Origin of the sequence: Streptomyces amakusaensis, assembly GCF_039532665.1 — a bacterium.
Lineage (GTDB): Bacteria > Actinomycetota > Actinomycetes > Streptomycetales > Streptomycetaceae > Streptomyces > Streptomyces amakusaensis.
Window position 1 is genome coordinate 1 of sequence record NZ_BAAASB010000014.1, and the last position, 24,639, is coordinate 24,639.

The 24,639-nt window shown below is 71.7% G+C and carries 21 protein-coding genes and 1 pseudogene; 17 read left to right on the forward strand and 5 right to left on the reverse strand.

Annotated features, from left to right (window positions below):
- Positions 1-399, reverse strand: a pseudogene (locus ABD371_RS24020) (Na+/H+ antiporter subunit A); the annotation flags it as partial.
- An 845-nt stretch (positions 400-1,244) separates the two neighbouring features.
- Here ABD371_RS24020 and ABD371_RS24025 point away from each other — a divergent pair.
- The 12 genes from ABD371_RS24025 to ABD371_RS24080 all read left to right on the forward strand — a co-directional run bounded on the left by ABD371_RS24025 (position 1,245) and on the right by ABD371_RS24080 (position 13,172).
- A complete protein-coding gene (locus tag ABD371_RS24025) occupies positions 1,245-2,483 on the forward strand; it encodes a DegT/DnrJ/EryC1/StrS family aminotransferase (RefSeq protein WP_344480042.1) in 1,239 nt (412 codons plus the stop codon).
- 253 nt (positions 2,484-2,736) lie between these two features.
- Complete coding sequence (locus ABD371_RS24030) at positions 2,737-3,555, forward strand: DNA methyltransferase (protein WP_344480044.1); 819 nt, start codon at positions 2,737-2,739, stop codon at positions 3,553-3,555.
- 5 nt (positions 3,556-3,560) lie between these two features.
- Positions 3,561-4,781 (forward strand): 2-deoxy-scyllo-inosose synthase, encoded by a 1,221-nt coding sequence (locus ABD371_RS24035; RefSeq protein WP_344480046.1) that lies wholly within the window; start codon positions 3,561-3,563, stop codon positions 4,779-4,781.
- Positions 4,778-5,842 (forward strand): GHMP family kinase ATP-binding protein, encoded by a 1,065-nt coding sequence (locus ABD371_RS24040; RefSeq protein WP_344480048.1) that lies wholly within the window; start codon positions 4,778-4,780, stop codon positions 5,840-5,842. Before ABD371_RS24035 ends, ABD371_RS24040 begins: the two co-directional genes overlap by 4 nt.
- Positions 5,843-5,880: 38 nt before the next feature.
- Complete coding sequence (locus ABD371_RS24045) at positions 5,881-6,669, forward strand: glycosyltransferase family 2 protein (protein WP_344480050.1); 789 nt, start codon at positions 5,881-5,883, stop codon at positions 6,667-6,669.
- The gene (locus ABD371_RS24050; RefSeq protein ID WP_344480051.1) at positions 6,666-7,646 is read left to right on the forward strand and encodes a radical SAM protein; all 981 of its coding nucleotides are present in this window, start codon (positions 6,666-6,668) and stop codon (positions 7,644-7,646) included. Before ABD371_RS24045 ends, ABD371_RS24050 begins: the two co-directional genes overlap by 4 nt.
- Positions 7,646-8,593: an NAD-dependent epimerase/dehydratase family protein gene (locus ABD371_RS24055; protein WP_344480053.1), complete on the forward strand. Its 948-nt coding sequence runs from the start codon at positions 7,646-7,648 to the stop codon at positions 8,591-8,593. Before ABD371_RS24050 ends, ABD371_RS24055 begins: the two co-directional genes overlap by 1 nt.
- The gene (locus tag ABD371_RS24060) at positions 8,590-9,723 is read left to right on the forward strand and encodes a DegT/DnrJ/EryC1/StrS family aminotransferase (protein WP_344480055.1); all 1,134 of its coding nucleotides are present in this window, start codon (positions 8,590-8,592) and stop codon (positions 9,721-9,723) included. Before ABD371_RS24055 ends, ABD371_RS24060 begins: the two co-directional genes overlap by 4 nt.
- Positions 9,724-9,784: 61 nt before the next feature.
- Positions 9,785-10,561, forward strand: a complete 777-nt coding sequence (locus ABD371_RS24065; protein ID WP_344480056.1) for a phytanoyl-CoA dioxygenase family protein — start codon at positions 9,785-9,787, stop codon at positions 10,559-10,561.
- A gap of 73 nt (positions 10,562-10,634) precedes the next feature.
- A complete protein-coding gene (locus tag ABD371_RS24070; RefSeq protein WP_344480058.1) occupies positions 10,635-11,237 on the forward strand; it encodes an SIS domain-containing protein in 603 nt (200 codons plus the stop codon).
- Between the two features lie 49 nt (positions 11,238-11,286).
- A complete protein-coding gene (locus ABD371_RS24075) occupies positions 11,287-12,324 on the forward strand; it encodes a zinc-dependent alcohol dehydrogenase (protein ID WP_344480059.1) in 1,038 nt (345 codons plus the stop codon).
- On the forward strand, positions 12,312-13,172 hold the full coding sequence (locus ABD371_RS24080; RefSeq protein WP_344480061.1) for a galactose-1-phosphate uridylyltransferase: 861 nt from the start codon (positions 12,312-12,314) through the stop codon (positions 13,170-13,172). The genes ABD371_RS24075 and ABD371_RS24080 overlap by 13 nt, the downstream gene beginning before the upstream one ends.
- Positions 13,173-13,360: 188 nt before the next feature.
- Here the strand turns inward: ABD371_RS24080 and ABD371_RS24085 are convergent, their stop codons facing one another.
- Complete coding sequence (locus ABD371_RS24085) at positions 13,361-14,497, reverse strand: glycosyltransferase family 4 protein (RefSeq protein ID WP_344480062.1); 1,137 nt, start codon at positions 14,495-14,497, stop codon at positions 13,361-13,363.
- Positions 14,498-14,637: 140 nt separating this feature from the next.
- Here ABD371_RS24085 and ABD371_RS24090 point away from each other — a divergent pair, with 140 nt between their 5' ends.
- Together ABD371_RS24090 and galE are read left to right on the forward strand one after the other, a co-directional pair.
- Entirely contained in the window at positions 14,638-15,177 is a 540-nt protein-coding gene (locus ABD371_RS24090) for a D-glycero-alpha-D-manno-heptose-1,7-bisphosphate 7-phosphatase (RefSeq protein WP_344480064.1), read from the forward strand.
- Positions 15,177-16,139: a UDP-glucose 4-epimerase GalE gene (gene galE / locus ABD371_RS24095; RefSeq protein WP_344480065.1), complete on the forward strand. Its 963-nt coding sequence runs from the start codon at positions 15,177-15,179 to the stop codon at positions 16,137-16,139. Before ABD371_RS24090 ends, galE begins: the two co-directional genes overlap by 1 nt.
- 34 nt (positions 16,140-16,173) lie before the next feature.
- Here the strand turns inward: galE and ABD371_RS24100 are convergent, their stop codons facing one another.
- Positions 16,174-17,058 (reverse strand): phosphotransferase family protein, encoded by an 885-nt coding sequence (locus tag ABD371_RS24100; protein ID WP_344480067.1) that lies wholly within the window; start codon positions 17,056-17,058, stop codon positions 16,174-16,176.
- 296 nt (positions 17,059-17,354) lie between these two features.
- On the opposite strand from ABD371_RS24100, the gene ABD371_RS24105 reads away from it, so the two are divergent.
- Together ABD371_RS24105 and ABD371_RS24110 are read left to right on the forward strand one after the other, a co-directional pair.
- Complete coding sequence (locus ABD371_RS24105; protein WP_344480068.1) at positions 17,355-19,163, forward strand: ABC transporter ATP-binding protein; 1,809 nt, start codon at positions 17,355-17,357, stop codon at positions 19,161-19,163.
- Entirely contained in the window at positions 19,160-21,121 is a 1,962-nt protein-coding gene (locus tag ABD371_RS24110; RefSeq protein ID WP_344480069.1) for an ABC transporter ATP-binding protein, read from the forward strand. The genes ABD371_RS24105 and ABD371_RS24110 overlap by 4 nt, the downstream gene beginning before the upstream one ends.
- A gap of 79 nt (positions 21,122-21,200) precedes the next feature.
- On the opposite strand, the gene ABD371_RS24115 is transcribed toward ABD371_RS24110, so the two are convergent.
- Positions 21,201-21,428, reverse strand: a complete 228-nt coding sequence (locus tag ABD371_RS24115; protein ID WP_344480071.1) for an erythromycin esterase family protein — start codon at positions 21,426-21,428, stop codon at positions 21,201-21,203.
- Positions 21,429-21,786: 358 nt separating this feature from the next.
- Between ABD371_RS24115 and ABD371_RS24120 the strand changes: the two genes are divergently transcribed.
- Positions 21,787-23,130, forward strand: coding sequence for an NsdA family TPR-like regulatory protein (locus ABD371_RS24120; protein WP_344480073.1), 1,344 nt, complete (start codon positions 21,787-21,789; stop codon positions 23,128-23,130).
- 187 nt (positions 23,131-23,317) lie between these two features.
- Here ABD371_RS24120 and ABD371_RS24125 read toward each other — a convergent pair whose 3' ends face one another.
- Positions 23,318-24,148 carry an aminoglycoside phosphotransferase gene (locus ABD371_RS24125; RefSeq protein WP_381734480.1) on the reverse strand — a complete coding sequence of 277 codons (831 nt, stop codon included), beginning with the start codon at positions 24,146-24,148 and terminating at the stop codon, positions 23,318-23,320.
- Positions 24,149-24,639 lie beyond the last annotated feature (491 nt).

A 24,639-nucleotide genomic window follows, 5' to 3' on the forward strand; every position in this document is an offset into this window, starting at 1 on the left:
AGAACACATAGAGCAGCACCAGATCGTCGGCGAGCACCAGCCCCAGCATCGCCCCGGCGAACGCCAGCAGATTGCCGGCGAACCGGCCGAGCAGCGGGTCCCCGGCGGAGAAGTACCGTACGCAGTACAGCAGCACCAGCGCGCCCACTCCGGCGGCGAGGAACACCATGAGCAGCGAGAGCGCGTCCAGGCGCAGTGCGAGCTAGACGTACACGGGGAGCCAGGCGAGGGACCAGTTCGCCGAGCCGCCTGCGGCGGCCTCGCCCCAGTGAGCCGCAGGCCACACCACCGCGGCGGCCGGGGGAGCGCGAGCACCGGGAAGGCCCGGACGCCGAGCCGCCCGACGAGCGGCCCCGCGCAGGCCGCGAGCAGGAAGTGTCCCAGGATCAGCGCTGCCATCGGGACCTGGTCGGGGACCCGCCGACGTCGGCGGTCACCACACTCAGGACAGAAGGCACGACGTCATTGCTATAAGGACATGGCCCGGTTCACGCTCCGGCGCGCCGACGAGGTCCCAACCGGGCGCGGGTTCGCCCCCTGTCGGCCCATCGGCGGCTCACCGGGGCGGCCCGGTGCGGGTCAGCACGTGGGCGCGACGGCGGGCGCCGTCACCGCGCGTCAGCCTCCCGGCGTCGTACATCGGCGGGCGGGGAGGTGTGCGACGACGTCGTCTGCGGTCATCTCTCGTTCCTGTCCGTGAGGGGCCCCGGCCGTCCGCCGGGCCGGTTCCACCGGGGAGCGGGCCGCCGGCGACAGAAGGGGAACGGGCATGTGCTCCATGAAACCGCCGCCGTCCGGCAGTGACAACAGCGCCTCTCCCCAGAATCGGGTCAACTGCGCTGCCACCATCGACAGTTGGCCACAAGGCGAGATCCCCGGGACCGGCGTTTCCGTGTTCTACCTGGTGGCAGGGTCGGGGAGAGATGAATACGGGACACGGTAATCGGCTCAGCCGCCAGTGGTGGTTGACAGTGCCAATGCCCCCAGGCGTAACGTTGCACCCCACAACCAGGTTGGTCACCCAGATGCCAACTGCAGTACGTCGACTGCCCCGGCCCGCCCGCGTACGCTCCTTGCCGAACGGGTCGGCTCCGGTCGCGGACAGTAACGATGCCGGCCTACGCGGTCCCCTCATGTCCGGTACACGTCATGAGGGGGCGACGCTACCGCTTCCGGCACCCCTCACTCCACGTACGTCGTCGCATGCTCAAGCCAGCCTGAGGTCATCCTGTAGGAGGCTCACCATGACCGATGTCCGACCATGGCCAGCATGGCCAACGCACACCGCGCGGACGGAGCGACATCTGCTCGCCGCGCTGCGCTCCGGCCGCTGGGCGGTGAGCGGCGCGCACACCGGCGGGGAGTCCTATGAGCAGGCGTTCGCCACCGCGTTCGCCGACTTCCTCGGGGTGTCCCACGCGGTGCCGACCTGCAATGGCTCGGCGGCGCTGACCATCGCACTGGAGGCGCTGGGGGTGCGGGCCGGGGACGAGGTGCTCATCCCCGGTCTCACCTGGGTGGCGTGTGCCTCGACCGTGCTGCGGGTCGGCGCGGTGCCGGTGCTCGTGGACGTCGACCCGGACACCCTGTGCATGTCGGCGGCGGCGGCCGAGGCCGCGATCACACCGCGGACCAGAGCGGTGATGGCTGTTCATCTCTTCGGCTCGGCGGTGGACTTGGACGCGATGACCGCGCTGACGCGCCGTCATGACCTAGCGCTGCTGGAGGACTGCTCGCATGTGCACGGCGCGACCTGGCGGGGGGCCAGGCTGGGTTCCTTCGGGGACGCCGCGGCCTTCAGCCTCCAGCAGACCAAGCTGCTGACCTGCGGTGAGGGCGGGGTGGCGGTGACCTCCGACCCGGCTGTGCACGATCTGCTCTACCGCAAACGCGTGGATGGGCGCCGACGGCGGGCCGATGCCCCGGTGGGCGAGCTGGAGCTGGTCGAGCTGCCCGGGGTGCAGGGCTACAACTACTGCATGAGCGAGTTCAACGCCGCGGTGGCGCTGGACGGGCTCTCCCGGCTGGACGAGGAGAACGCGCGCAGACGCCGCTCGATGCGCCGGCTGGAGGAACTCCTCGAAGGGTTCGACGGCGCACGGCCGCTGACCAGGCCCGACGGGCTCACCGCCGACGCCGCCTACCAGTATTGTGTGCGGCTCGATCCGGCGGTCTTCGGTCCGGGGGCCAAGGACGCCGTGGCCGCCTCCCTCTCCCGCGAACTCGGTGTGCAGGTGGAGCCGATCGACTCCGCGCTCCACCGCAATGTCCTCTACCAGCCGCTGACCTCCGGCTGGGCGGGCCGGACCGACGGCGGGCGGGCGCGGGAGCTGGACCCCGCCCGGTTCGAGCTGCCGCACGCCGAGTTCGCCGGGGAGAACGCGGTGGTCATCCCGCACCGGGTCTTCCTCGCTCCCCCGGAGCGCATGGAGCTGGTCCTCTCCGGGCTGGAGAAGGCCAGAGCGCAGGCCGTCTCGTCCTGAACCCCGGGCCGGAGCGGGCCACGAGCGCCGCACCCGGGGTCCGACAAAATCCCGACGCCCCGAATTCGGGGCCGGAGAAGGCCCCAGCGCGACCCGTTCTCATCCCCGACGCTCCCACCGTCCCGCCCGCCGCCGTGTCCCCGTGCCGCCCGGTCCGGCAACGACCTCACCCGCCCGCACCCGCGGCACGGGGACACAGCGCGCCCGACGGCCCGGCCCGCCCGCCGGGCATCTGCCGAGTGAAAGGCCCTCGATGAGCAGCACCGCCGATACGCGATCCACGATCAGCACCATCGCGTCGACCTCCCTGGGAACCCTGACTCAGGGCGACGCGACCGCCTTCCTCCGATCCCTGCCGGCCCAGAGCGCGCGGCTGGTCGTCACCTCGCCATGGTTCACCGGCCCCTTCGAGCCATCGTCCGACGACCCGACGAGCCCCGCGTTCGGCGACTGGCTGAACGGCCATCTGGAGGACATCGCCCGGGTCCTGCTGCCCGACGGCAGCGTGGTCTTCGAGGCGGGCTGCACCTGGGCGGTCGACCGTCCGGTGCGGACCGTACAGCACTACGCCGCGCTCAGCCGGCTACTGGCCGGCGGCGAATGGCATCTGCTCCAGGAGTTCCACTGGTACAACCCCGAGCTGCTGACGGCGAACGAGGAGTACGTCGAACGACGGCGGTCGCGGCTCCACGACTGTGTCACCAACTGGTACTGGCTCTCCCGCACCCCCGACGTGCCTGCGGACACCCGGCGGGTCCGCGGCTTCCAGGGGCATCTCACCCACCCCTTCGGCAACTTCCTCACCTTCGGCGACTCGGCGGCCGACCACGACTACCTCGACGCGGTGCGGGGCCCGGAGACCCAGGCCGACCGGGACCGCTTCCCGGTCGCCGCCCCGCTGTACTTCATCCGCCTGCTCACCGAGGAGGGCGAACATGTTGTCGATCCCTTCGCGGGCATCGGGTCCACCGCGCTGGCGGCCGAGTCCGCCGGCCGCACCTGGTCCTGCAATGACTTCTCCGTCGAGGCGATGACCATCGCCAAGCAGCGCATCGACAATCTCCGAAAGTGACGGCGATGAGTCTTCAGACCCCCCATCCGGCAGGCGCTCCCACCTCCCCGCACGACCGGCGATTACAGGAGTGGTCCTTCGACATAGCGGAGAAGCGGATACGCGTCCTCATCGGCGAGAACGTCCACGATCAGATGGCCGAATGCCTCAGCGGCCTCGGGGCGGACCGCTTCATCGTGGTCACCGACGACAATGTCGCCGACATCGCCGCCGGGAAACTCGCCGATCTGCTCGAACAGACCGCTCCGACGCTGCTGCTGTCGCACCCGCCCGGCGAGGAGCACAAGAACCTGACGACGCTGACGCGGTTCGTCGACCTATCCCTCGACTTCGGCGTCACCCGGCGGTCCGTCGTGGTGGCGGTCGGCGGCGGCATCCCCGGAAACATCGCGGGCGTGCTCGCGGGTCTGATCTTCCGCGGCGTGCGTCTGGTGCACGTCCCCACCACCGTCATCGCCGCCTGCGACTCCGTCATCTCGGCCAAACAGGCCGTGAACACCTCGCACGCGAAGAACATGGTCGGCCTCTACCACACCCCCGAGATGATCCTCATCGACCTCGCGGTGGTCGCCATGGGCTCGCCCAGGGATCTGCGCTCCGGCACCTGCGAGACGGTCAAGAACGCCCTGGCGATCGAGCCCGCCCAGATCCCCCGGCTGCGCCGGCTGCTGCGCCGGGACGCCGACTACTCCCCGGCCGACCTGGGCGAGATCTTCGATCTGAGCCTGGCCGTCAAGAGCAGGCTGCTGCGGGAGGACCCGTACGAGAAGTACTCCGGGCTGCTGCTGGAGTACGGCCACACCATCGGCCACGCCCTGGAGCTGGCGAGCGCGGGACACGGCCCGGAGGAGGCCGCGCTCAAGCACGGCGAGGCCGTCGCCCTCGGCATGGTCGCCGCGGCCGATGTGGCACACCGACTGGGCCTGCTGGACGCCGAGGCGGTCGCCGTCCACGAGGAGATGATCGGCCGGGTCGGCGTCTGCCGGTGTCTCACCGTGGGCATCGAGGCCGAGACGGTGCTGCACCACATCGCGTTCGACAACAAGCGCGGCTACCGGCGGGGCGACGACAACCAGGTGTCGATGGTCCTCCTGGACGGCATCGGCTCCCCGCTCCACCCCGACGACCACTACCTCACCCCGGTGCCGTACACGGATGTCGCGGCGGCCGTGCACGAGCTGCTGAGGCTGGGCCGCCAGTGCCGGGAAGGGCACGGGACGTCATGACCGACATCCGCTGGACCCTGCCAGAACCACTCGCACCGGCACCGGCGGAGCCGACCGGACGGCAGCTCCCGGCCGTCGTCACGGCCCGCTCCCCGCTGCGCGTCTCGCTGGCGGGCGGCGGCACCGATCTGCCGAGCTACTCGTCGCGGTACGGCGGGCTGGTGATCAGCTGCGCCATCAACCGCTATGTCGGCGTGACCGTCTTCCCCCGTGAGTTCCGGGGCCGGGCGCGGGTCGTCGTCGAGGGGTACAGCGAGCACGACCACACCGATCAGCACCCCAACCCCATGACCCGCGCCTGTCTGCTGCGGGCCGGACTGCACAGCGGCTACCAGCTCACCGCGTTCAGCGATGTGCCCAGCGGCTGCGGCCTCGGCGGCTCCGGCGCCTTCGCCGTCTCCGTGCTGCACGCGGGGTCCGGCGGGGCCCGCCCGCCCGCGCGGACGCTCGCCGAGTCGGCCGCCGAGGTGGAGATCAGCGACCTCGGCCGCCCGGTCGGCAAACAGGACCACTACATGGCGGCGTACGGCGGCATCCGGCTGCTGCGCTTCCATCCGTCCGGCTCCGTCGACCCCGACCCGCTGGTCCTCGCTCCCGCCTTCCGGGCCGAGCTGGAGTCCCAGCTGCTGCTCTTCCATACGGGCACCAGCCGGGACGCCGGCTCGATCCTCGCGGACCAGAACAAGCGCACCCTCCAGGGGCACAGCGACGCCCTACGGAGACTGCACGCCATCCGGTCCCTCGCCGATGAGATGACCGGGGCGCTGGAGTCGCGCGACATGGGCGCGGTCGCCGGTCTGATCAACGAGCACTGGTCGCTCAAGGCGCGACTCAGCGCCCGGGTCAGCAGCCCGCGCCTCCAGGCCCTGCACGACACGGCGCTGGAGGCGGGCGCGGCCGGGGCGAAGCTCCTCGGCTCCGGCGGCGGCGGCTTCCTCCTGCTGGTCTGCCCGCGGAACCGGCAGTCCGAGGTACGGCGCGCCATGGACGAGCAGGGCCTGCCGGAACTCTCCTTCCGCTTCACCGACAGCGGATCCCGTTCCGGCCGGCTGCCGCTGTGAGCGCGGGCACCGGGAGCGCTCCTCCCGCGATCACGGTCGTGACGATCACCCGGACCCGGCCCGGGCTGCTTGGCCGGGCGATCGACAGCGCGGGCCGGCAGCTCCTGCCGCAGGGCTTCGAGCATCTGATCGTCGTGGACGACTGCCCCGAGACCTACGCCTTCCTCCGCAGGCCCGGCGCACTGCCGCCCCACGCCGGCTGGCTGCTCGCCGCGCGCGGACCCCACGACGTCTCCGGCCCCGGCCGCTCCTCCCGGCTGCGCAACATGGCCGTACGGATCAGCCGCAGCCCGTGGATCACCTTCCTCGACGACGACAACGAATGGGAGCCCGGACACCTCGCCAGCCTGCTGGAGTGCGCCGAGCGGACCGGGCACCGGGCCGTCCACTCCCAGCTCCGGATGGTCCACCCCGACGGCAGCCCCTTTCTCGACCCGCGCGACCCCTGGTCCGAGGACCACGAGAAGGGGCGTGCCGAGTACGAACGGATGCTGGCCAAGGGGGTGGTGGAGCGGGGCACCTGTGTCCGCCGCGACCGGCTCGACCCACTCGGCGTACCGGACCCGGTGATCTCCGTGGACACCGGCGAATGGCTGCTCGCCCGGGAGCTGCTGCTGCGGATTCCCTTCCGGGACGACTTCGACGCCCATGACGAGGCCGGCCGCGTCGGCGAGGACGACAAGCTCGCCATGGCGCTGCGGGAGAGCCGGGAGCCGGTCTCCTGCACCGGTCTGCCGACGCTCCGCTACTACCTCGGCGGCTACTCCAACAACTTCTCCCGCACCTTCGACCCGACATTCTCCTGGCGAGAACAGGGAACCCGATGAGCTATCACCTTGAGGACGGGAAGGTCGTCAGCCCGGAGGGCTGCGAGCTGAACGTCGCCCACCACTGCAATCTGGGCTGCGCCTCCTGCAGCCATCTCTCGCCGGTCTTCCGGCGTTCCCTGGTCGATCCCAGGACCGCCGCGCAGGATCTGGCACTGCTGGCCCGGTCTTTCCGGGCCCGGTTCGTGAAGGTGCTGGGCGGCGAGCCGCTGCTGCACCCGGAACTCGTCGCCATTCTGGGGCAGGTGCGCGCCTCGGGCATCGCCCCGCACATCACGGTCTGCACCAACGGCATCCTGCTGCCCCGGATGGGCGAGGAGTTCTACGCGGCGGTGGACGAGGTCGAGATCTCCGTCTACCCCGGCCGGGAACTGCCCGAGGAGAAGATGGAGCGGGTCCGCACCCTCGCGGACAAGCACGGCGCCCGGCTCAACATCTCGTACTACTCGCACTTCCGGTACTCCTACTCCGAGCAGGGGACCGAGGACGAGGGGCTCGTCCGGCGGATCTTCTCCACCTGCCAGATCGCCCATGTCTGGCGCTGCCACACCGTGTACGAGGGTCATTTCTACAAATGCCCGCAGTCTGTCTTCCTCCCCCAGGTCCTCGACGGCGGACTCAACCCCACCAGGGACGGGCTGCGGATCAGCGACGACCCCGGCTTCGCCGACCGGCTGCTGGCGTATCTGCGCAGCACCGAACCGCTGAACGCCTGCCGCAACTGCATGGGGAGCGTCGGTCTGCGGATGGAGCACCAGCAGCGCAACCGGCGCACCTTCCGGGAGCTTCAGGAGCACACCTCCGAGGAACTGACCGACCGCCGCTTCCTGGCCCTTCTGGAGAACCGGCCGGACGCCGACGACGGATGCGCCGTCGAGGACGCCGACGCATGGCGCGCCGGGCTGTCCGCCCCGGCCGGCGAGCCCACCGCTCCCGGCTCCGCACTCCCCTCCTACGGCACGGGAAAGAGGCCCTGATGCGCTGCCTGGTCACCGGCGGTTCCGGTTTCATCGGCGGTCATGTCGCCCGCCGCTTCCACGAGGGCGGCCACGAGGTCATGGTCGTCGACACCCGCTGGACGGCCGACGACCCGTTTCCGGGGCAGGCGGCCAGCGTCTCGGACCGGGATGTGATCGCCGAGCTGTTCGACTCCTGGCGGCCCGACGTGGTCATGCACCTCGCGGGGGTGGCCGACGCCCGCGCCGTGCTGGCCGACCCGGTCACCGCCATGGACATCAATGTCACCGGCACGGCCTCAGTGCTCGCCGCCGCGGCGGCCACCGGGGTGTCCCGGGTCGTCATCGCGGGGAGCTGCTGGGTCTACAACGCGATGCCGGTGGAGGCGGTGGACGAGGACGAGCCGTTCCTGCCGTCCGGCGCGGGGCACCCCTACACCACCTCCATGATCGCCAAGGAGCTGCTGGCCCGCGACTTCGCCCGGCTGCACGGGCTGGAGTCGACCGTGCTGCGGTACAGCCCCGTCTACGGGCCGGGCATGTGGCCCGGACTGGTCGTCTCCGCGTTCTTGCGCGCGGCGGCGGCGGGCGGTGCGCTGACCGTCTTCGGCGACGGGACCGAGCGCCGGGCGTTCCTGCACGTACACGATCTGGCCGAGGCGTTCTACCGGGCCACCGCGCCCGTCGGGGCCAACCAGGTCTACAACCTGGAGGGCCCGGACATCCTCACCACGGCGGAGCTGGCGCACAAGGTGTCCGACCTCTTCGGCGGTGTTCCCGTCGAGTACCGGGAGGAGCCGACCCGGCGCGGCGAGCTGGTCTACTCCCAGCGGCTCGTCTCCACCAGGAAGGCGCGCGAGCAGCTCGGCTGGACCCCGCGGGTCGGCATCGACGAGGGGCTGCGCGCGGAGCTGGCGGCGGCCGGCGGGGCTCGCGGCACGGACGGTGCGAAGGTGGCCGGACGATGACGGAACCCCGTGTGGTGCCGGTCCGCCCCGACTTCTCGCCCGAGGACATCGAGGGCATCCTCGGTTCGATCCGCACCAGTCTGGAGACCGGGCAACTGGCCCAGGGCGAGCAGGTCGCCGCGTTCGAGGCGGAGATGAGCGCGCTCACGGGCGCCCGCCACGCGGTGGCGCTCTCCACCGGGACCGCCGCCCTGGTCTGCGGTCTGCGGGCGCTCACCACCGGACGTACCGGCGAGGTGCTGGTGCCCGCGAACTCCTTCTACTCCTCGGCCGCCGCCCCGCTCCTCGCCGGGCTGCGCACCCGGCTGGTCGATGTGGAGGCCGACACCTTCGCCCCGTCGGTGCGCACCCTGCGGGAGGTGGTCACCGAGGACACCGTCGGCGTGCTCCTGGTGCACATGGGCGGGCTGCTCACCCCCGAGCTGGAGGAGATCTCGGCGTGGTGCGCCGAGAGGGGCCTGTGGCTCTTCGAGGACTGCGCGCACGCGCACGGCAGCCGGCTCGGCGGGCGGCACGCCGGGACCTTCGGTGCCGCCGGTGCCTTCTCGTTCTTCGCCACCAAGGTCATCACCTCCGGCGAGGGCGGGATGCTGATCACGGACGACGGCGAACTCGCCGCCGCCGTACGGCTGCACCGCAATCTGGGCAAGCCCGAGGCATGGCGCAGCTACCACACGGCGCTGGGCGAGAACGCCCGGATGAGCGAGCTGCACGCCGCCGTCGGCCGGGCACAGCTGGCCCGGCTGGAGGAGTTTCTCGCCGTGCGCGAGCGGCTGGCCCGGCTCTACACCGAGGGGCTGGCGGACCTGGCGGGGCTCACCCCCGTGCTGCCGCTCCACACACCGGCCAGTTGGTACAAGTACGTGGTGCTGCTGGACCCGGCGATCGACCGGGCCGCCCTGCGGAGGGAGCTGCGCGCGGCGGGTGTGCAGCTCGGCGGCGAGATCTACGAGATGACGCTGACGGCCCAGCCGGTCTTCGACGGTCTGGTGACGACCGGCGGTCATCCGGTCGCGGACGAGGTCTGTGCCCGGCACATCTGTCTTCCCCTGCACACCCGGATGAGTGAGGACGACATCGGCTTCGTCCTCACCGCACTGCGCGAGGCGCTGAAGGCGGTCGGATCCTGAACCGGCCCGGCGCACCGCGTGTCCGTTCACCCACCCCTCGCGACCGTGAAAGGCGGCAGCCGTGTCCGCACTGAGCGACGAGCAACTGTATCTGTTCGACACCACCGGGTTCCTGGTGATCCCGGGGGTCTTCGGCTCCGAGGAGGTGACGGCGTTCCGGACGGAGCTGGAGGGGATGGACACGATCGATCCCGGTTTCGCGGAGACCCGTCGCTACCGTGATCTGCCGTCCGTCAGTCCGCTCTTCGCGGAGCTGGCGCTGGACGAACGTCTGCTGGGCCCGGTGCGCGATGTCGTCAATCAGCCGCTGCGGCTGCTGGAGGGGTACGCGCTGCGGCGCAGCAGGGGCAGTGTGCTGTACATGCACGGCGGGAACTCGGAGCTGCTGGACCTCGGCGGGCGTTCGGTGGGCCGGGACCTGTCGATCACCCACACGTACCACGACGGCAAGCTCTTCTGCCCGTATGTGAAGACGCTGGTCTATCTCAGCGACATCCAGTCCCCGGACGACGGGTCCTTCTGCTATGTGCAGGGCTCGCACAAGGCCAACTTCCCGCTGCTGCGGCCCCGCGCCGAGCGGGGGGTGACGACGTCGCTGGTGGACGACGGGTTCCCCACCCTCACCGATGTGTTCGTCCGGGCGGGGGACGTGCTGGTCCTCAACGAGGCCCTGATGCACGGGACCCGGCGAAAGCTCACGGACGGCGACCGGCTGCTGGCGGCGTTCGGCTACGGGCCGACGTATCTCACCGAGTGGCGCGAGCTGGACGGGGAGACCGGCGATCTGCGCGGGGCCGGTTACGTCGACCACGACGTGGAGGAGGACTTCGTCCGCTGACGCCGCCGCGGCCCGGCGCACCCACCCGGCCACCCGGCCACCCGGCCACCGAACAGGATCGCAGGAGACAGAGATGACGATGACACACAACTCCTTAGCCGCCCCACTCCAGGCAGGACCGAAGGTGTGGGACGAGTACCTCGCCACGGCGGCCCCGGTGCTGGGGGCGATGGGCGAGCAGGTGCGCTCGCTCGTGGTGGAACTGGACGAGGTCCGCCGCAGCGGCGCGACCGTCTATCTGGCGGGGAACGGCGGCAGCGCGTCGGCCGCCTCCCATCTCGCCCAGGATCTGCTCAAGGGCACCTACACCGGCTCCGCGCCGCTGCGGGCGGTGGCCCTCACCGACAATCTCTCGATGCTCACGGCCTATGCCAACGACGAGGGCTACGACCGGGTCTTCGTGGAGCCGCTTAGTCTGATGGCCCGTCCGGGCGACCGGCTGCTGGCCATCAGCTGCTCGGGGAACAGCCCCAATGTGGTGGCCGCGGCCCGGCACGCCAGGGAGGCCGGTCTGCGCGTCCTGGCGGTGACGGCGTGCGACGGCGGCGCGATGCGCGAACTGGCCGACGTCGAGGTCAACACCCCGACGCACGACATCGGGATGGCCGAGGCCATGCACAGCATGGTGTTCCACTTCGTCACCCAGTGCCTGCGCGACAGCGCCGCCGTCCGCTGAGGGTGCGGCGGCGACAGACTCCCGGATCACCGATCGGAAAGGTCTCGGTATGCGAGCGGCAGTACTGAACGGCCCACGTGACCTCGCGGTGTGCGAGGTGCCCGACCCGCGTCCGCCCAAGGGCTGGGCGCTGGTGCGGGTGGCGTACAACTCGATCTGCGGCAGCGATGTCTCGCTGTACAACAACGCCTGGCACGGCACCGCCTTCCCCGCGATACCCGGGCACGAGTGGAGCGGCGTCGTCGTGGAGGCGCCCCCGGGGGCCGTCGTCGCGGGCGACAAGGTGGTCGCGGACCTCACCCTGGGCTGCGGGCGGTGCCGCTGGTGCCGCCGCTCCCAGACGGTGATGTGCCCGGAGCTGCGGGAGTTCGGCTTCACCGACCCGGGCGGCTGCGCCGAGTACATCGCGATCCCGGCGACCAATCTGGTCCGGCTGGAGCCGGAGGCAGATCTGCTGGCCGCCACACAGGTGGAGCCGCTCGCCGTGGCCCTGCACGCGCTGTCCCGGGTACGGCTGGAGCCCGGCGAGCGAGTGGCCGTGCTGGGCTGCGGCGGTATCGGCCTCACCCTGCTCCAGGCGGCGCGGGCGGCGGGCGCGGAGGTGGTGCTCGCGGTGGATCCGGTGCCGGAGCGGGCGCGCAGAGCGGCGCTGCTGGGCGCGGGGACGGCGCTCAGCGACGCCGGGGAGGTGGCCGCGTGGATCGCCGGCACCGATCCGCAGCGGCTGCCGGACGTGGTGCTGGAGGCGAGCGGTGAGCCCGAGGCGATCGTGACGGCGTCCGAACTGGTTGTGCCGGGCGGCCGGCTGGGGATGGTCGGTTACCGCGTGGGTAGGGAAGTACGGCTGGAGTCGGCCCGGTGGCCGCTGAAGCTGATGGAGACGATCGGCGTGATGGGGCCGGGCCGGTTCATGGCTCCCGCCGCCGATCTGGTCACCCGGGGTGTGCTCCGTACCGAGGACGTCATCACCCATGTGGTGGAGCTGGCGGAGGCGGACAAGGCGTTCGGGCTCGCGGACGACCCCGGGTCCGAGGTCGTCCGGGTCGCGATCCGGGCCGGCGGACAGGCGCGGACGTGGCCGAGCTGAGGGTGGATCCGCTCACCGGCGCGCGCGTCATGATCGAGGGCCGCCGTCAGCGGCGGCCCCGGACGGGCGAGTCGGACTGTCCCTTCTGCCCCGGCGGGACGGAGGCGCCGGACCCGTACCGTGTGCGGCGCTTTCCCAATCGCTGGCCGGCGCTGGGCGAGGGGCGCTGTGATGTGCTGCTGTACTCGCCCGACCATGAGGCCGCGTGGGCCACCATGGGCGTGGAGCAGGCGGTGCGGGCGGTCGGGATGTGGCGTGACTGCACCCTTGACCTGGGGTCCCGGCCCGGGGTCGGGTATGTGCTGCTGTTCGAGAACCGGGGGGCCGCGGCCGGGGCCACCGTCGACCATCCGCACGGTCAGGCGTTCGGGCTGGCGGAACCGCCGCCGACCACCACCGCGCAACTGCGGCGGGGCGCGGACGGCGGGCCGTGCCCCCTGTGCGCGGGCCCGGCGCGGGAGCTGCTGGTGGCGACGGACGGCGACTGGTCGGCATGGGTGCCCGAGGCCCCGCTCTACCCGTACGCGCTGCGGCTGGCGCCCCGGGAGCACATCGCGGATCTGCCGACCTGCGGGCCGGAGGCGCTGAGCTCCCTGGCCCGGTTGCTGACGACGGTGCTGCGGCGGGTCGACCGGTTCTTCGGCGGGCCCGCCCCGTACTTCCTCTGGGTGCACCAGCGGCCGACGGACGGCGGGGTGTGGCCCTCGGCCCATCTCTATCTGGAGATCGACGTGGTGTGGCGCTCGCCGGGTGTGCCCCGCTATGTCGCGGCGGGTGAGCTGGGCAGCGGCATCTACTTCACGTCGCTGGAACCGGAGGTGACCGCGCGGCGGCTGAGGGAGGCGTGAGGACGGTGGCGTCCCGACCGGGAGCCGCCCCGCCCGGGTGCGGGCGCGCCCTCCGGCACGGTACGGGCGCTCGGTGTGGCACGGATGTTCAGCGCGGCACGGGTGTCCGGTGCGCGGTGGGGCGGCTGCCCGCCCGGGCCGCCGGGGGCCGTTTCCGGGCTTCGGCCCGCCCGGAAACGGCTGCCGGGTCAGGCGGCCAGTTCGCTGAGCTGCGCCACCAGCAGGGCTATGGGGTCCCGGGGCATCTGCGCCCGCACCGAGGCGGCGGCGCGCTGCCCGATCGCCCGCCACTCGGTCCGCCGCTGCCAGGCGCGCTCCATCGCCTCGTCCAGGCAGGCAGCCACCGGTGCGGCGGCCACGAAGCCCGTCTCATTGTCCTGGAGGAGTTCCGCGTTGCCCGCCACATCGCTGACAATCACCGGCCGCCCGCAGAGCATCGCCTCGATGATCACGGTGGGCAGCCCTTCCGCCCGCGAGCAGAGGACCAGCGCGTGATGGCTGCGCCAGACGGTCTCGATGTCCTTGGCGTATCCGGCGAACTCGACGCTGTCCAGACCGAGCCGCTCGCTCAGCGCCCGCAGCACACCCTCGTACTCCCCGGCTCCGTAGAGGGAGAGGGTGACCGGCCGCTGCCGCCACTTGGGCTGGGCGAGTACGTCGAACACGACGTCGTGGCCCTTGCTGTTGGGGTCGAGGCGGGCGAGGCAAGCGAGCCGGACGGGAGTGTCGTCGTCCGGCCAGGGCGGGGCGGCGTCGTAGTCGACCTTGACATGGCAGCGCACCACCCGCGCGTTGGCGATCGGGGCGCCCACCTGCCGTTCGGTCAGTTCGCGGTTGCTCTCGGAGACGAAGAAGGAGGCCCGCGCGCCCCGGTAGGCGTTCGCCAGGCGCTCGGCGACGTCGTCGGGGCTCCACTCGTACTCGGCGGCGGAGTTGGAGTAGGCGACGTAGGGGTAGCCGCGCCGGGCGCACTCCTCCATCCAGCCCAGGCCCTCGTAGTTGTCGCCCTGGGAGACCACGACGAAGTCGGGACGGATCTGTTCCAGGGTGCTCGTCCGCCGCTCCGACCAGGGCAGCTCATGGACCGGCCGGGAGTCGTAGGGGGGAAGGTCCCACCGCCGGTGCACGATCACGCCCGCTCGTTCCAGATCGGCCAGTTCGCCGGGGACCTCGTCCCACCCTTTGACGCTCGCGTGGATCTCGGCGCCCTGGCCGAGCCAGTGCGCGGCGGCCAGCGCCCAGTTGGTCTCGCTCGGCCCCCAGGGGGCGGACTCGTTGGCCGATACGAAGAGAACCCGGAGGCGTGCGGATGCGGTGTCGCTCATGTGCGTACCACCTTAGGAAAGAGCGGCGAAAGAGGCCTGCGGCCATTTCCGCGCCATTCGGGGAGAGTCCCGGCGAACGGCGACGGCAGACATCGGTGACAGTAACAGCACCGACGAGATGACGAAAGACGAGAATACGGATGACAGCGAGAGGACCGGCCACATTCTTCCTCGACCGCGATGGCACGGTGAATGTGAAAGCGCCGGACGGTCAATATGTGTGCGCACCCGAGGAGCTGCGGCTGCTGCCGGGTGCGGCGGCGGCGATTCGGCATCTCAACCGGCATGGACGACGTGTCGTCGTCGTGACGAATCAGCGGGGGGTGGCCCTGGGATTGATGTCGCGCGCCGATCTCGAATCGGTGGAAAAACATCTGGCTGAATTACTGTGGGCCGAGGGCGCATATGTCGACGCCTACTATGCATGCATCCACCACAGGGGCGAATGTGATTGCCGGAAGCCCGCGCCGGGACTGCTGTTGACGGCGGCCCGGGAGATCCCCGGCGTCTCCCTGGGCGACGCGGTGATGATCGGCGACTCCGAATCCGATGTGCGAGCGGGCCGCGCGGCGGGCTGCGCCACGGTGCGCCTGGCTCCCCCGGGGACGCCGTCCGCCGCCGACCATGTGCTGACCGACCTGCGGACCGCGGTCGAAACCCTGATGAGAGGCGATCGGTGATGCGACTTCTGGTGACCGGCGGGGCCGGCTACATCGGCAGTGTGGTGGCCCAGCGGCTGCTGGCCGAGGGGCACGGTGTGGTGGTGGTGGACGATCTCTCCAGCGGCTTCGCCTCCGCCGTCCCCGAGGGGGCGGAGTTCGTGCGGGGCGATATGGCCGAGGCCGCCCGGGTGCTCGGCGGCTCCGGCCCCTTCGACGGGGTGGTCCATCTGGCGGCCCGCTCGCTCATCGACGACTCGGTGCGCCACCCGGAGCGGTACTGGCACGGCAACACCGCGCAGAGTCTGCTGCTGCTGGACGCGATGATCTCGGCCGGCGTCGGGCGGATCGTGTTCTCCTCGACGGCCGCGACCTACGGCCAGCCGGACCGCGTGCCGATCACCGAGGACGCGCCGACCGCGCCGACCAATCCCTACGGGGCGTCCAAACTGGCCGTGGACCACGCCCTGTCCGACTACGCGCGGGCGCACGGGCTGTCCGCGGTGAGCCTGCGCTACTTCAACGTCGCCGGGGCGGTGGGCCGGGCCGGGGAGCTGCACACCCCGGAGACCCACATCATTCCGCTGGCCCTGGAGGCGGCGCTGGGGTTCCGGCCGGAGTTCGCGGTGTACGGCGACGACTACCCGACGCCGGACGGCACCTGTGTACGGGACTTCATCCATGTCGCGGACATCGCCGAAGCCCATCTGGCGGCGCTCTCCGGCGCGGTCGCCGGAACCCACACGATCTACAACCTGGGCAATGGGCAGGGCTTCTCGGTACTGGAGGTGCTGGCGGCGGTGGAGCGGGTGACCGGGTCCCCCGTGCCCCACCGCCCGGCGGCCCGCCGGCCCGGCGACCCGGCGACGCTGATCGCGTCGGGCGAGCGCATCCGCCGGGAACTCGGCTGGAAGCCGGGCCGCCCCTCGCTGGAGGAGATGATCGAGGACGCCTACGCCTTCCGCCGGGGCGGACGCCCATGACCCGGCGGCGGGCGGCGCCGCCGGGCGCGCCGGCTCAGGCGGGCCCCCAGAGCACCTGGGCGAGTTCGTCGAGGTCCTCGACGCCGGTCAGATCGACAGGGGTCTCCTCGAACACCTCGAAGTCGTGCAGAAAGGTGAACCAGAGCATCTCCCTGGCGAAGCCGCTGGTGCGCTCCCACTCCGCGCCCTCCAGCATCGCCGAGAGCAGCTCCCGGTCCGCGCCGAAAGCGTTGAGATGCAGTTGGACGAGGCTGTACCGGGGGTCACCCGCGTACACATCGGTGAAGTCGATCAGGCCGCTGACGGCCTTCTCGTCCACATCGACGAAGAGATTGGTGCCGTGCAGGTCGCCGTGCACGAACCGCGGTTCCCCGCCGGCCAGCAGCTTGTCCACATCGGGGAGGAACCCCTCCACGTCGTCCAGCAGCCGGGGCGAGAGATACCCCCACTCGCGGTGGTCGGCGACGGTCCCGGCGCGCCGCTCCCGCAGGAGGTCGGGGAAGGTCGGCGAGTCGGGCCGCAGCACCGCGGACCCGGTCAGCGGTACGGCGTGGAGCCGCCGGAGCACCCGGCCGAACTCCCGCGCCAGCGCGAGCAGCGTCGGGCGGTCCACCACGGCCGCAGCGTCCCGCCAGGTCACCCCGGGGACCCTCGCCATCACCAGAAACGGCCAGGGCCAGCCGTCCCGCCCGGGGAGGAGTTCGCCCCGGCCCATCAGCGGCGGCACCGGCAGCCCTGCGTCCCGCAGCACCTTGAACGCCTCCGACTCCGAAGCGAAGCTCTCCGGGCCGCACCAGTGTTCGCCGTAGAGCTTGACCGCCAGGCCGGTGTCGCTGAGCAGCACCGGATTGGTGCTCTCGCCGGGCACCCGCAACCGCCCTGGCGAGGGAAGCCCCAGATCGTCCAGCGCGCGCCGCACCCAAGGCTCCCAGAACTCACCGTCGTTTCGGATCTCGGCATAGGCTTCGTCTGAATTGATTCGGTCCAGGCTCGCCGGGGAATTGTCTGCCACGAAGAAACCTCAATTCGATTGCGCAGCACCGCGCACGGCATGCATGTTCGAACACGAAATGCCGGACAGAAGACGTCTGTCCACAGGAATTACCGCCAGGCTAGCACGGCCGAGATGTGTGTCACGGGGTGCAGTTCAGCCATGGTAAGTATTTTCCGAATAGAGCCCCGCACTCACATCATGTACACGATGAGGAGCAGACATTGAGCGTACATGCCGCCGGTCCGAGGACGCCACGTTCCTCATTCAGCGTGCTGTGGCGGCTCGCCCCCTATTTACGGCCCGTCCGCCTGCCCGTCGCCGGGGCGATCGGCGCGGCTCTGGCGGCGCTGCTGTGCGGACTGGCCATTCCGCTGGTCACCCAGCGGATCATCGACGGCCCTCTGCACGACGGCGATATGGGTGCCGCGATCTGGCTGATTCTCCTCGTCGCCGCGCTCGGTCTGGCGGAGGCGCTGCTCTTCTACGGCCGTCGCAAATTGATCGCCCGCCCCACGGCGACGGTGGAGTCCCGGCTGCGCGCCGATCTCTTCGGACATCTGCTGCGGCTGCCGGTCTCCTTCCACGACCGCTGGCAGTCGGGACAGTTGCTCTCCCGGACCGTCAACGACCTGATCATCCTGCGCAAGTTCCTCGCCTTCGCCGCGGTCTTCCTGTTTGTCAACTCGGTGACGCTCGTCGTGGGCCTGGCGGTGCTGTTCAGCATTGATCCGCTGCTCGCCGCAGTGGGCCTGGCCAGCGCCGCGCCGCTGCTGCTGGCCTCGTACCTCTTCGAGACCCGCTACAAGGTGGCCGCCCGGGAGGCCCAGGACCAGGCGGGCCACTTCACCACCACGGTCGAGGAGACGATGCTCGGGGTGCGGGTGATCCGCTCCTACGGGCAGAGCGGTTCGCGCCTGCGGGCCTTCCGGGCCCAGGCCCAGCGGCTGCGTCACGCGGAGGTGCGGGTCCTGCGCATCATGGCGGCGCTCTCGACCGCCCTGTTGATCCTGCCCGAGCTGGGCATCGCGGGGCAGCTCGCGCTGGGCGGCGTGGGGATCGCCGACGGCAGCCTCACCCTCGGGGACCTGGTGGCCGCCGTGACGGTGAGCACCTATCTGCGCTGGCCCACCGAGTGCATCGGCTGGGCGCTCGCCGAGACCAGCACCGCGGCGGCGGCCTGCGACCGGTACTGGGAGATCCGGGACACCCCGCCGGATCTCGCCGACCCGCGCCGACCTCGTCCCCCGGTCCGCCCCGCCTGCGGCCATCTGCGGCTGGAAGGGGTCCGGTTCACCCACCCGGGGTCCGACCGGCCCGTACTGCGGGGCATCGATCTGGAGCTGCACCCCGGGGAGACGCTCGCGCTGGTGGGAGCCACCGGTTCGGGCAAGACCACGCTGGCGGGGCTGGTGCCCCGGCTCTCCGACGTCACCTCGGGTCGGGTCACTCTCGACGGCGTGGATGTCCGCGATATGCGGCTGGCTGATCTCCGCGCGGTCGTCGGCTGTGCCTTCGAGGACCCAATGCTCTCCTCCCTCACGATCCGCGAGAACGTCACCCTGGGCGCGCCCGGGGCGTCCGACGCCGAGGTCCGCGAGGCCCTGCGGATCTCCCACTCGCTGGAGTTCGTGGACGCGTTCGGCCCGGAGGCGCTGGATCTGCGCCTCGGTGAGCAGGGCCTGTCGCTCTCCGGCGGCCAGCGTCAACGGCTCGCCCTCGCGCGGGCCATCGTGGGCCGCCCGGCGCTGCTGGTGCTGGACGATCCGCTCTCCGCGCTCGATCTGCACACCGAGGCCGAGGTCGAACAAGCCCTGCACCACGTGCTGTCGCACACCACGGCGCTGGTGGTGGCGCACCGGCCCAACACCGCGCGGATGGCGGACCGGGTGGCGCTGCTGGCCGACGGTCGGATCGCTGCCCTCGGGACGCACCGGGAGCTGCTCGAGTCCTCGGACCACTACCGTTCCCTGATGTCGGTCTCCCCACACTGGACGGCCGGGGCCGCCGACGGCGAGGTGATGAGCCGATGACCGCCGAGCCCACCACCGGAGCGACCGTGCCGGAGCCCACCGGGCCGCGGCCCACCGCCGGAGGCACCGTTTCGGAACCCCGGCCGGACAGAGCGAGCCCGGCCCGCGTACCGCCGCTGGCGAAACCCCGCGCCGATCCGGCGACGGAACCCGGATGGGAGGCGGTCGACGCCCCGGCAGACCATCCGGAGCCGCCCAAGGAGCAGGCCCGGCGGTCCCGGCGGCTGCTGTACTCGCTGCTCCGCCCCTGGGTGTGGCCCAGTTCAGCGGCGCTCGTCGCGCTGCTGGTGGAGAATCTGGCCCAGCTGGCCGGGCCGCTGCTCATCGCGCGCGCCATCGACCACGGCGTCCCCCGGGCGACGGCTGGCGACGCCACCCCGCTGACCCTGTGCGTCGTCGGACTGATCGGCTGCGGCGTGCTCTCCGCCGCGGCCCGGTACGGCTTCTTCCGGCTGTCCGCGTCGGTCGGCCAGTCCCTGCTGCTCGACCTGCGGACGCGGATCTTCCGGCACTCCCAGCGGCTGCCGGTGGCGTTCCACGAGAACTACACCTCGGGACGGGTGATCTCCCGGCTGACCTCCGATGTGGACGCGGTCCGGGACCTGGTCGAGGCAAGCCTGGACGGGCTACTGACCTCCGTGATCACGGTGACCGGCATCACCGTGCTGCTGCTCTGGCTGGATCTGCCACTCGCCCTGATCGTGCTGGCGTCGATCGCGCCCCTGCTGATGATGACCCGCTGGTTCCGACGGCGGTCCCGGCAGGCGTACGGACAGGCCCGGGACACCGTCGCGAACATCATCGTGCGCTTCGGCGAGACGATGAACGCGATCCGCGCGGTCCAGGCATTCCGCGCGGAGCGGACCAAGCACTCCGCGATGAACCGGCTCAACGAGGCGTTCCGGGACGCCCACACCGAGGCGCTGGGCGTGGTCGCCCGCTACACGGCCGGCGTCCGGCTGACCGGGAACATCGCCCTGGCGCTGGTGCTGGCGCTCGGCGGCTGGCGGGTGGCCGAGGGCGATCTCCAACTCGGCGTGCTGGCCGCCTTCCTGCTATACCTCCGCCGGTTCTACGACCCGCTGGACGAGCTGGCCACCTTCACCAATCTGTACGCGGCGGCGGCCTCCGCGCTGGAGAAGATCTCCGACTTCCTCGTCACGCCCTCCTCGGTGCCGGAACCCGCCGTCCCCGTCCCCCTGCCGCCCGACCGCCCGCACCGGGGCACGCTCCGCTTCCGCTCGGTGGACTTCCGGTACGGTCCCGGCAGCCCGCTGATCCTGGAGGGGCTGGACCTGACCGTGCCGGCCGGCCAGACCGTCGCGGTGGTCGGCGCGACCGGCGCGGGCAAGTCCACCGTCGGCAAGCTCGCGGCCCGGTTCTACGACCCCTCGGGCGGCGCGGTGCTGCTGGACGGGGTGGATCTCCGCGAACTGGCCGACGGGGAGCTGCGCCGCGAACTGGTGCTGGTCACCCAGGAGAACTTCCTCTTCTCCGGCACGGTCGCGGAGAACATCGCCGTGGCGCGGCCCGGGGCGACCGGGGCCGACATCCGCGCGGCGGCGGAGGCGACCGGAGCGGCATCCCTGCTCTCGACCCTCCCGGAGGGATACGACACGGAGGTGCGCAAGCGCGGCAACCGGCTCTCCGCGGGCCAGCGCCAGATGGTCGCCCTCACCCGCGCCTTCCTCGCCGACCCGGCGGTGCTGCTGCTGGACGAGGCCACGTCCAGCCTCGACATCCCCACGGAACGCGCGGTCCAGCGGGCCATGGCGGCGGTCCTCGCGGACCGCACGGCGGTGATCATCGCGCACCGGCTCTCCACCGTGCTGGCCGCCGACCGCGTCCTCGTGCTGGCGAAGGGACGCATCCTGGAGGACGGGCCGCCGCTCCGACTGGCCGAGTCCGACGGCCCGTTCGCCAAGCTGTACGAGAGGTGGACGACGTCGATGGGCTGACCGGGCCGCTCGCCCCGGGGCGGTGCCCGGCCGCGGAGCCGGTGGAGTGCACCGCTCGCCCCGGGAGCAGTCGCCGCGCTCAACGGCGGAGCGGCCGGACCGGGGTGACCCGCCGGGTGTGGAGCACGGCGTCGAACCAGTCGCCGAGCGATCCGCCGGACAGACGGTGGTCGGCGTCGGCGGCGGGATCGTAGTCGGGGCCGACGAGCCGCGTCCTGGTCGGCGCGTCGGGCCAGGCCCGCACCGGGGCCGGGGCCTCGGCGCGCAGATCGAGCAGATAGGCGTCGGGGGCGGCGCTCCGCAGCACCGCTTCGGCGAACTCAGAAATGAAGAATCTGCAGGACCGTCACGCCGTCGACACACCCGCCACGATCGCCACCGGCACACGGCTCTGAACCCCCGCCGGACCCGCCCCCACAACCAGTCCGCCCATCCGAAAGAAGTCCGGCACAGCGGGGCTCCCCCGAGCAGAGCCGACCAACCGTCTCACAGCCAGCAGCAACGCCCGGCACAGACAGCTCCGCCTGACTCACACTGAACTCCCGCCTGTTGCCCCGGTGTTGCTTCCGCGCCCTGCTCCCCGGCGGCCGGGACCGGGGCATCGCTACGGTTACTCCCGACAGCCGATGACGCAGGCCCTCACCCACACCGGGGGTGTACGCCGCATGTCCCCACCCGACCATCGTCCGCCCCGGCACCTCTTGGCCGCCGTCCGGGAGACCACCGGGCACTCACTGCCCACCTACGCCCGTGCCGTCGCGGTCCGGGCAGCGGCGATCGGCTATCCCGGGATGGCCTTCCGGCGGGAGAAGGTCGCCCGCTGGGAAGCCGGAGTAGAGCCCGAAATGCCAGCCCAGCTCGCCATGGCAGACCTTCACAGAGGCGACCCCGAACAGGTGTGGGCGCGAGGATGGCCGGGCTGGCTCCTGCTCGCGCTGCCCGGCACCGACATCCGGGCACCCTTCACCCCGGAGGCCACCATGTCCGCCCTCGACGACCTCACCTCCGACCCCGCCCGCGCCGCACTCCTCCCCACCGACGTACTCACCGACCTCACCACCCGCTGGACCAGCCACGTCCAGGACACCATCGGCAGAGGCATGAACGGCGGATACGTCGGCGAGGAAGTCTCCGCCGCACTCCACGCCCGCCTCACCGCCCTGTGGCACCTCGACGACTCCCTCGGCGGCACACCCTGCACCGACAGCGCACACACCGACCTCACCATGATCACCCGCATCCTCCGCCAGGCCCGCCACACCGGACAGCGCACCACCGACCTCCACTACCTCGCCGCCGAGTACGCCCGCTTCCTCGGCTGGGCCGAATTCGACGCCGGCCGCCCCGGCACGGCCCACCGCGCCTGGCACACCGCACTGCGCGCCGCCGCCGAAGTCGCCGACCCCGCCCACAGCGCCTACCTCCTCGCCAACCTCGCCCTCGCCTGCATCTACGACGGCCAGGCCACCACCGCCGCCCAGATGCTCGCCACCGCCCGCGACCTCGCCGGCACCCGCACCACCCCCCTCGTCGCCGCGATGATCACCACCTGGCAGGTCCGCGGAGCCGCCGCCACCGGCGTCGCCCGCCAAGCGGCCCGCCTCCTCGCCCAAGCGGAAACCGAGTACGAACGCTCCCGCACCGGCGACGACAACCCCGCCTGGGCCTACTGGATGGTCCGCCCCACACACATGGCAGAAACCGGACGGGCCTTCCTCGACCTCGGCGACCCCGCCACCGCCGAGCAGCTCCTCACCGACGGCCTCACGGCCCTGGCCCCCGAAGCCCACCGCGACCGCGTCCTCTACCACGTCTGGATCGCCACCGCCCGGGTCAGACAAGGGCACCTCGACGCCGCCGCCCACGCCACCACCCAGGGCCTCAACGCCGCCCAAGCTGTCGAATCCGGCCGCTGCACCACCCTCCTCACCACCCTCGCCACAGAACTCGCACCCCACCAGGCATCCCGCCCCGTCCGCGCCGTCCTCGAACAACTCGGCCCCGCCTGACCCCGGCCGCTCACACGATCAGACACACACAGCCCAGGGCCGCAGCCCGCGGCGTCCGGCGTGCTGTGCGGCGTGGGTGGTCACGCGGAGTTCACGGACGGCGGCCCACCGGCCTCAGCCGCAGCTTGGACGGCCCCGCGCCATCGAGACGTTCCTCTTCCCCGTACTCATGTGAAGGCGGGAAGGGTCAGGCTCTGCTGCGGCCGGCGATGAAGTCGGCCCACTCGTCTGCGGACCGGGCGATCGAGTCGGCCGTGGCCGTCTGCTCGGCGGCGAGGTCGTGCCAGCGCCGTGCCTCGGCCCGCGCAAGCACGGCTACGGTCTTCGGATCGGTCGCCGTCCAGCCCGGCACCCGGGCCGCCCACTGCCACGCCTGCTCGGGGGTGTGCCTGCCGGTGGAGACCAGGCGCATCCCCCACAGCGCCGTGTCGATCCAGGCCGGGCCGGCCGTGGCCCATGACCAGTCGACCAGGCTGGCCCGGCCGTCGTCCTCCATGACGATGTTGGTCGAGGCCGGGTCGGTATGCAGCAGCTGCGAGCCAGCAAGGAGTTCCCGGTCGGCGTCGCCGCAGTAGTAGCCCCAGCGGTCCCAGGCGGTGGGCAGCCGCACCGAGGGCGGTGCAGGCAGGGGCACCAGCTCGGCCAGAGCCGCGACGACCGGCGCGAGGTCCGGTGAGCCGGGCACGAAGTCCGCGTCCCGGCCTCGCACGCCCTCGAAGGCGAGGAGATGCCAGCCGTGGCCGTCCAGGCGCCACAGGACCCGCGGCGCGCTCCGGGGCAGGTGCGGGTTCACCGCTTCTTCGAGATCCAGCTCGTCCACGGGCGACCAGCCAGCACCCCACCACGAGTCGTCCTCCTCAAACTCGATATCGGCCGCGGGAGCACGCTCGCGCTGCCCTTTGACGAAGACCAGCTCCCCCGACTTCAGCTCCAGCAGGGAAGCGATCCCGGCCGCCGCCGAGTGCTCGGTGTCCCGGGCGGTGAACGATGCACCGAGACGCTCCCCGACCGCAGCCACCACCGGTTCGGGAAGCTGCGCCCAGCCGATGCGCCCGGACGCCACCGTCAGTTCCCGGGCACGGGCGGTACGGGCGGATTCAGTGGAAATGGAGGGTTTTTGTCCGGAGTGACAGGCCCCGGTGGACGTCCAGCGGGTTTCGGCGTCACGGGTCCCCGGGGCGGCTTCTTCGCTTCCACGGTCGTCATGACGAGCAGGGTAGACACCGGGCCGCGGCGTGATGGGCTCCTTTGTTACATTGCGGCCGATTCCGGTCGGGTGGTGGCCGGATCACCGACCGCCCGAGAGACCCGTCTCAGGCCAAGGGCCCGTGGCCGAGCTGGAGCTGGCCGCGTACAGGAATGACGATCACGGGCGTGCTACGGACCTCCGCGAGGACAACCAACGAGACACGACTGCCGTGGTCGGCTCAGGACGCCACCCGGGCACCGCGACATCCTCGCTCCTGCCGTGCCCGACAGCTCCGGTCTGGGCGGGGAACAGCCCCCGCC

What these genes read in the sequence shown, in the direction of transcription:
- ABD371_RS24025 (WP_344480042.1), top strand. Translation starts at nt 1,245, where the DNA reads ATGACCGATGTCCGACCATGGCCAGCATGGCCAACGCACACCGCGCGG.
- ABD371_RS24030 (WP_344480044.1), top strand. Translation starts at nt 2,737, where the DNA reads ATGAGCAGCACCGCCGATACGCGATCCACGATCAGCACCATCGCGTCG.
- ABD371_RS24035 (WP_344480046.1), top strand. Translation starts at nt 3,561, where the DNA reads ATGAGTCTTCAGACCCCCCATCCGGCAGGCGCTCCCACCTCCCCGCAC.
- ABD371_RS24040 (WP_344480048.1), top strand. Translation starts at nt 4,778, where the DNA reads ATGACCGACATCCGCTGGACCCTGCCAGAACCACTCGCACCGGCACCG.
- ABD371_RS24050 (WP_344480051.1), top strand. Translation starts at nt 6,666, where the DNA reads ATGAGCTATCACCTTGAGGACGGGAAGGTCGTCAGCCCGGAGGGCTGC.
- ABD371_RS24055 (WP_344480053.1), top strand. Translation starts at nt 7,646, where the DNA reads ATGCGCTGCCTGGTCACCGGCGGTTCCGGTTTCATCGGCGGTCATGTC.
- ABD371_RS24060 (WP_344480055.1), top strand. Translation starts at nt 8,590, where the DNA reads ATGACGGAACCCCGTGTGGTGCCGGTCCGCCCCGACTTCTCGCCCGAG.
- ABD371_RS24070 (WP_344480058.1), top strand. Translation starts at nt 10,635, where the DNA reads ATGACGATGACACACAACTCCTTAGCCGCCCCACTCCAGGCAGGACCG.
- ABD371_RS24075 (WP_344480059.1), top strand. Translation starts at nt 11,287, where the DNA reads ATGCGAGCGGCAGTACTGAACGGCCCACGTGACCTCGCGGTGTGCGAG.
- ABD371_RS24085 (WP_344480062.1), bottom strand. Translation starts at nt 14,497, where the DNA reads ATGAGCGACACCGCATCCGCACGCCTCCGGGTTCTCTTCGTATCGGCC.
- ABD371_RS24090 (WP_344480064.1), top strand. Translation starts at nt 14,638, where the DNA reads ATGACAGCGAGAGGACCGGCCACATTCTTCCTCGACCGCGATGGCACG.
- galE (WP_344480065.1), top strand. Translation starts at nt 15,177, where the DNA reads ATGCGACTTCTGGTGACCGGCGGGGCCGGCTACATCGGCAGTGTGGTG.
- ABD371_RS24110 (WP_344480069.1), top strand. Translation starts at nt 19,160, where the DNA reads ATGACCGCCGAGCCCACCACCGGAGCGACCGTGCCGGAGCCCACCGGG.
- ABD371_RS24120 (WP_344480073.1), top strand. Translation starts at nt 21,787, where the DNA reads ATGTCCCCACCCGACCATCGTCCGCCCCGGCACCTCTTGGCCGCCGTC.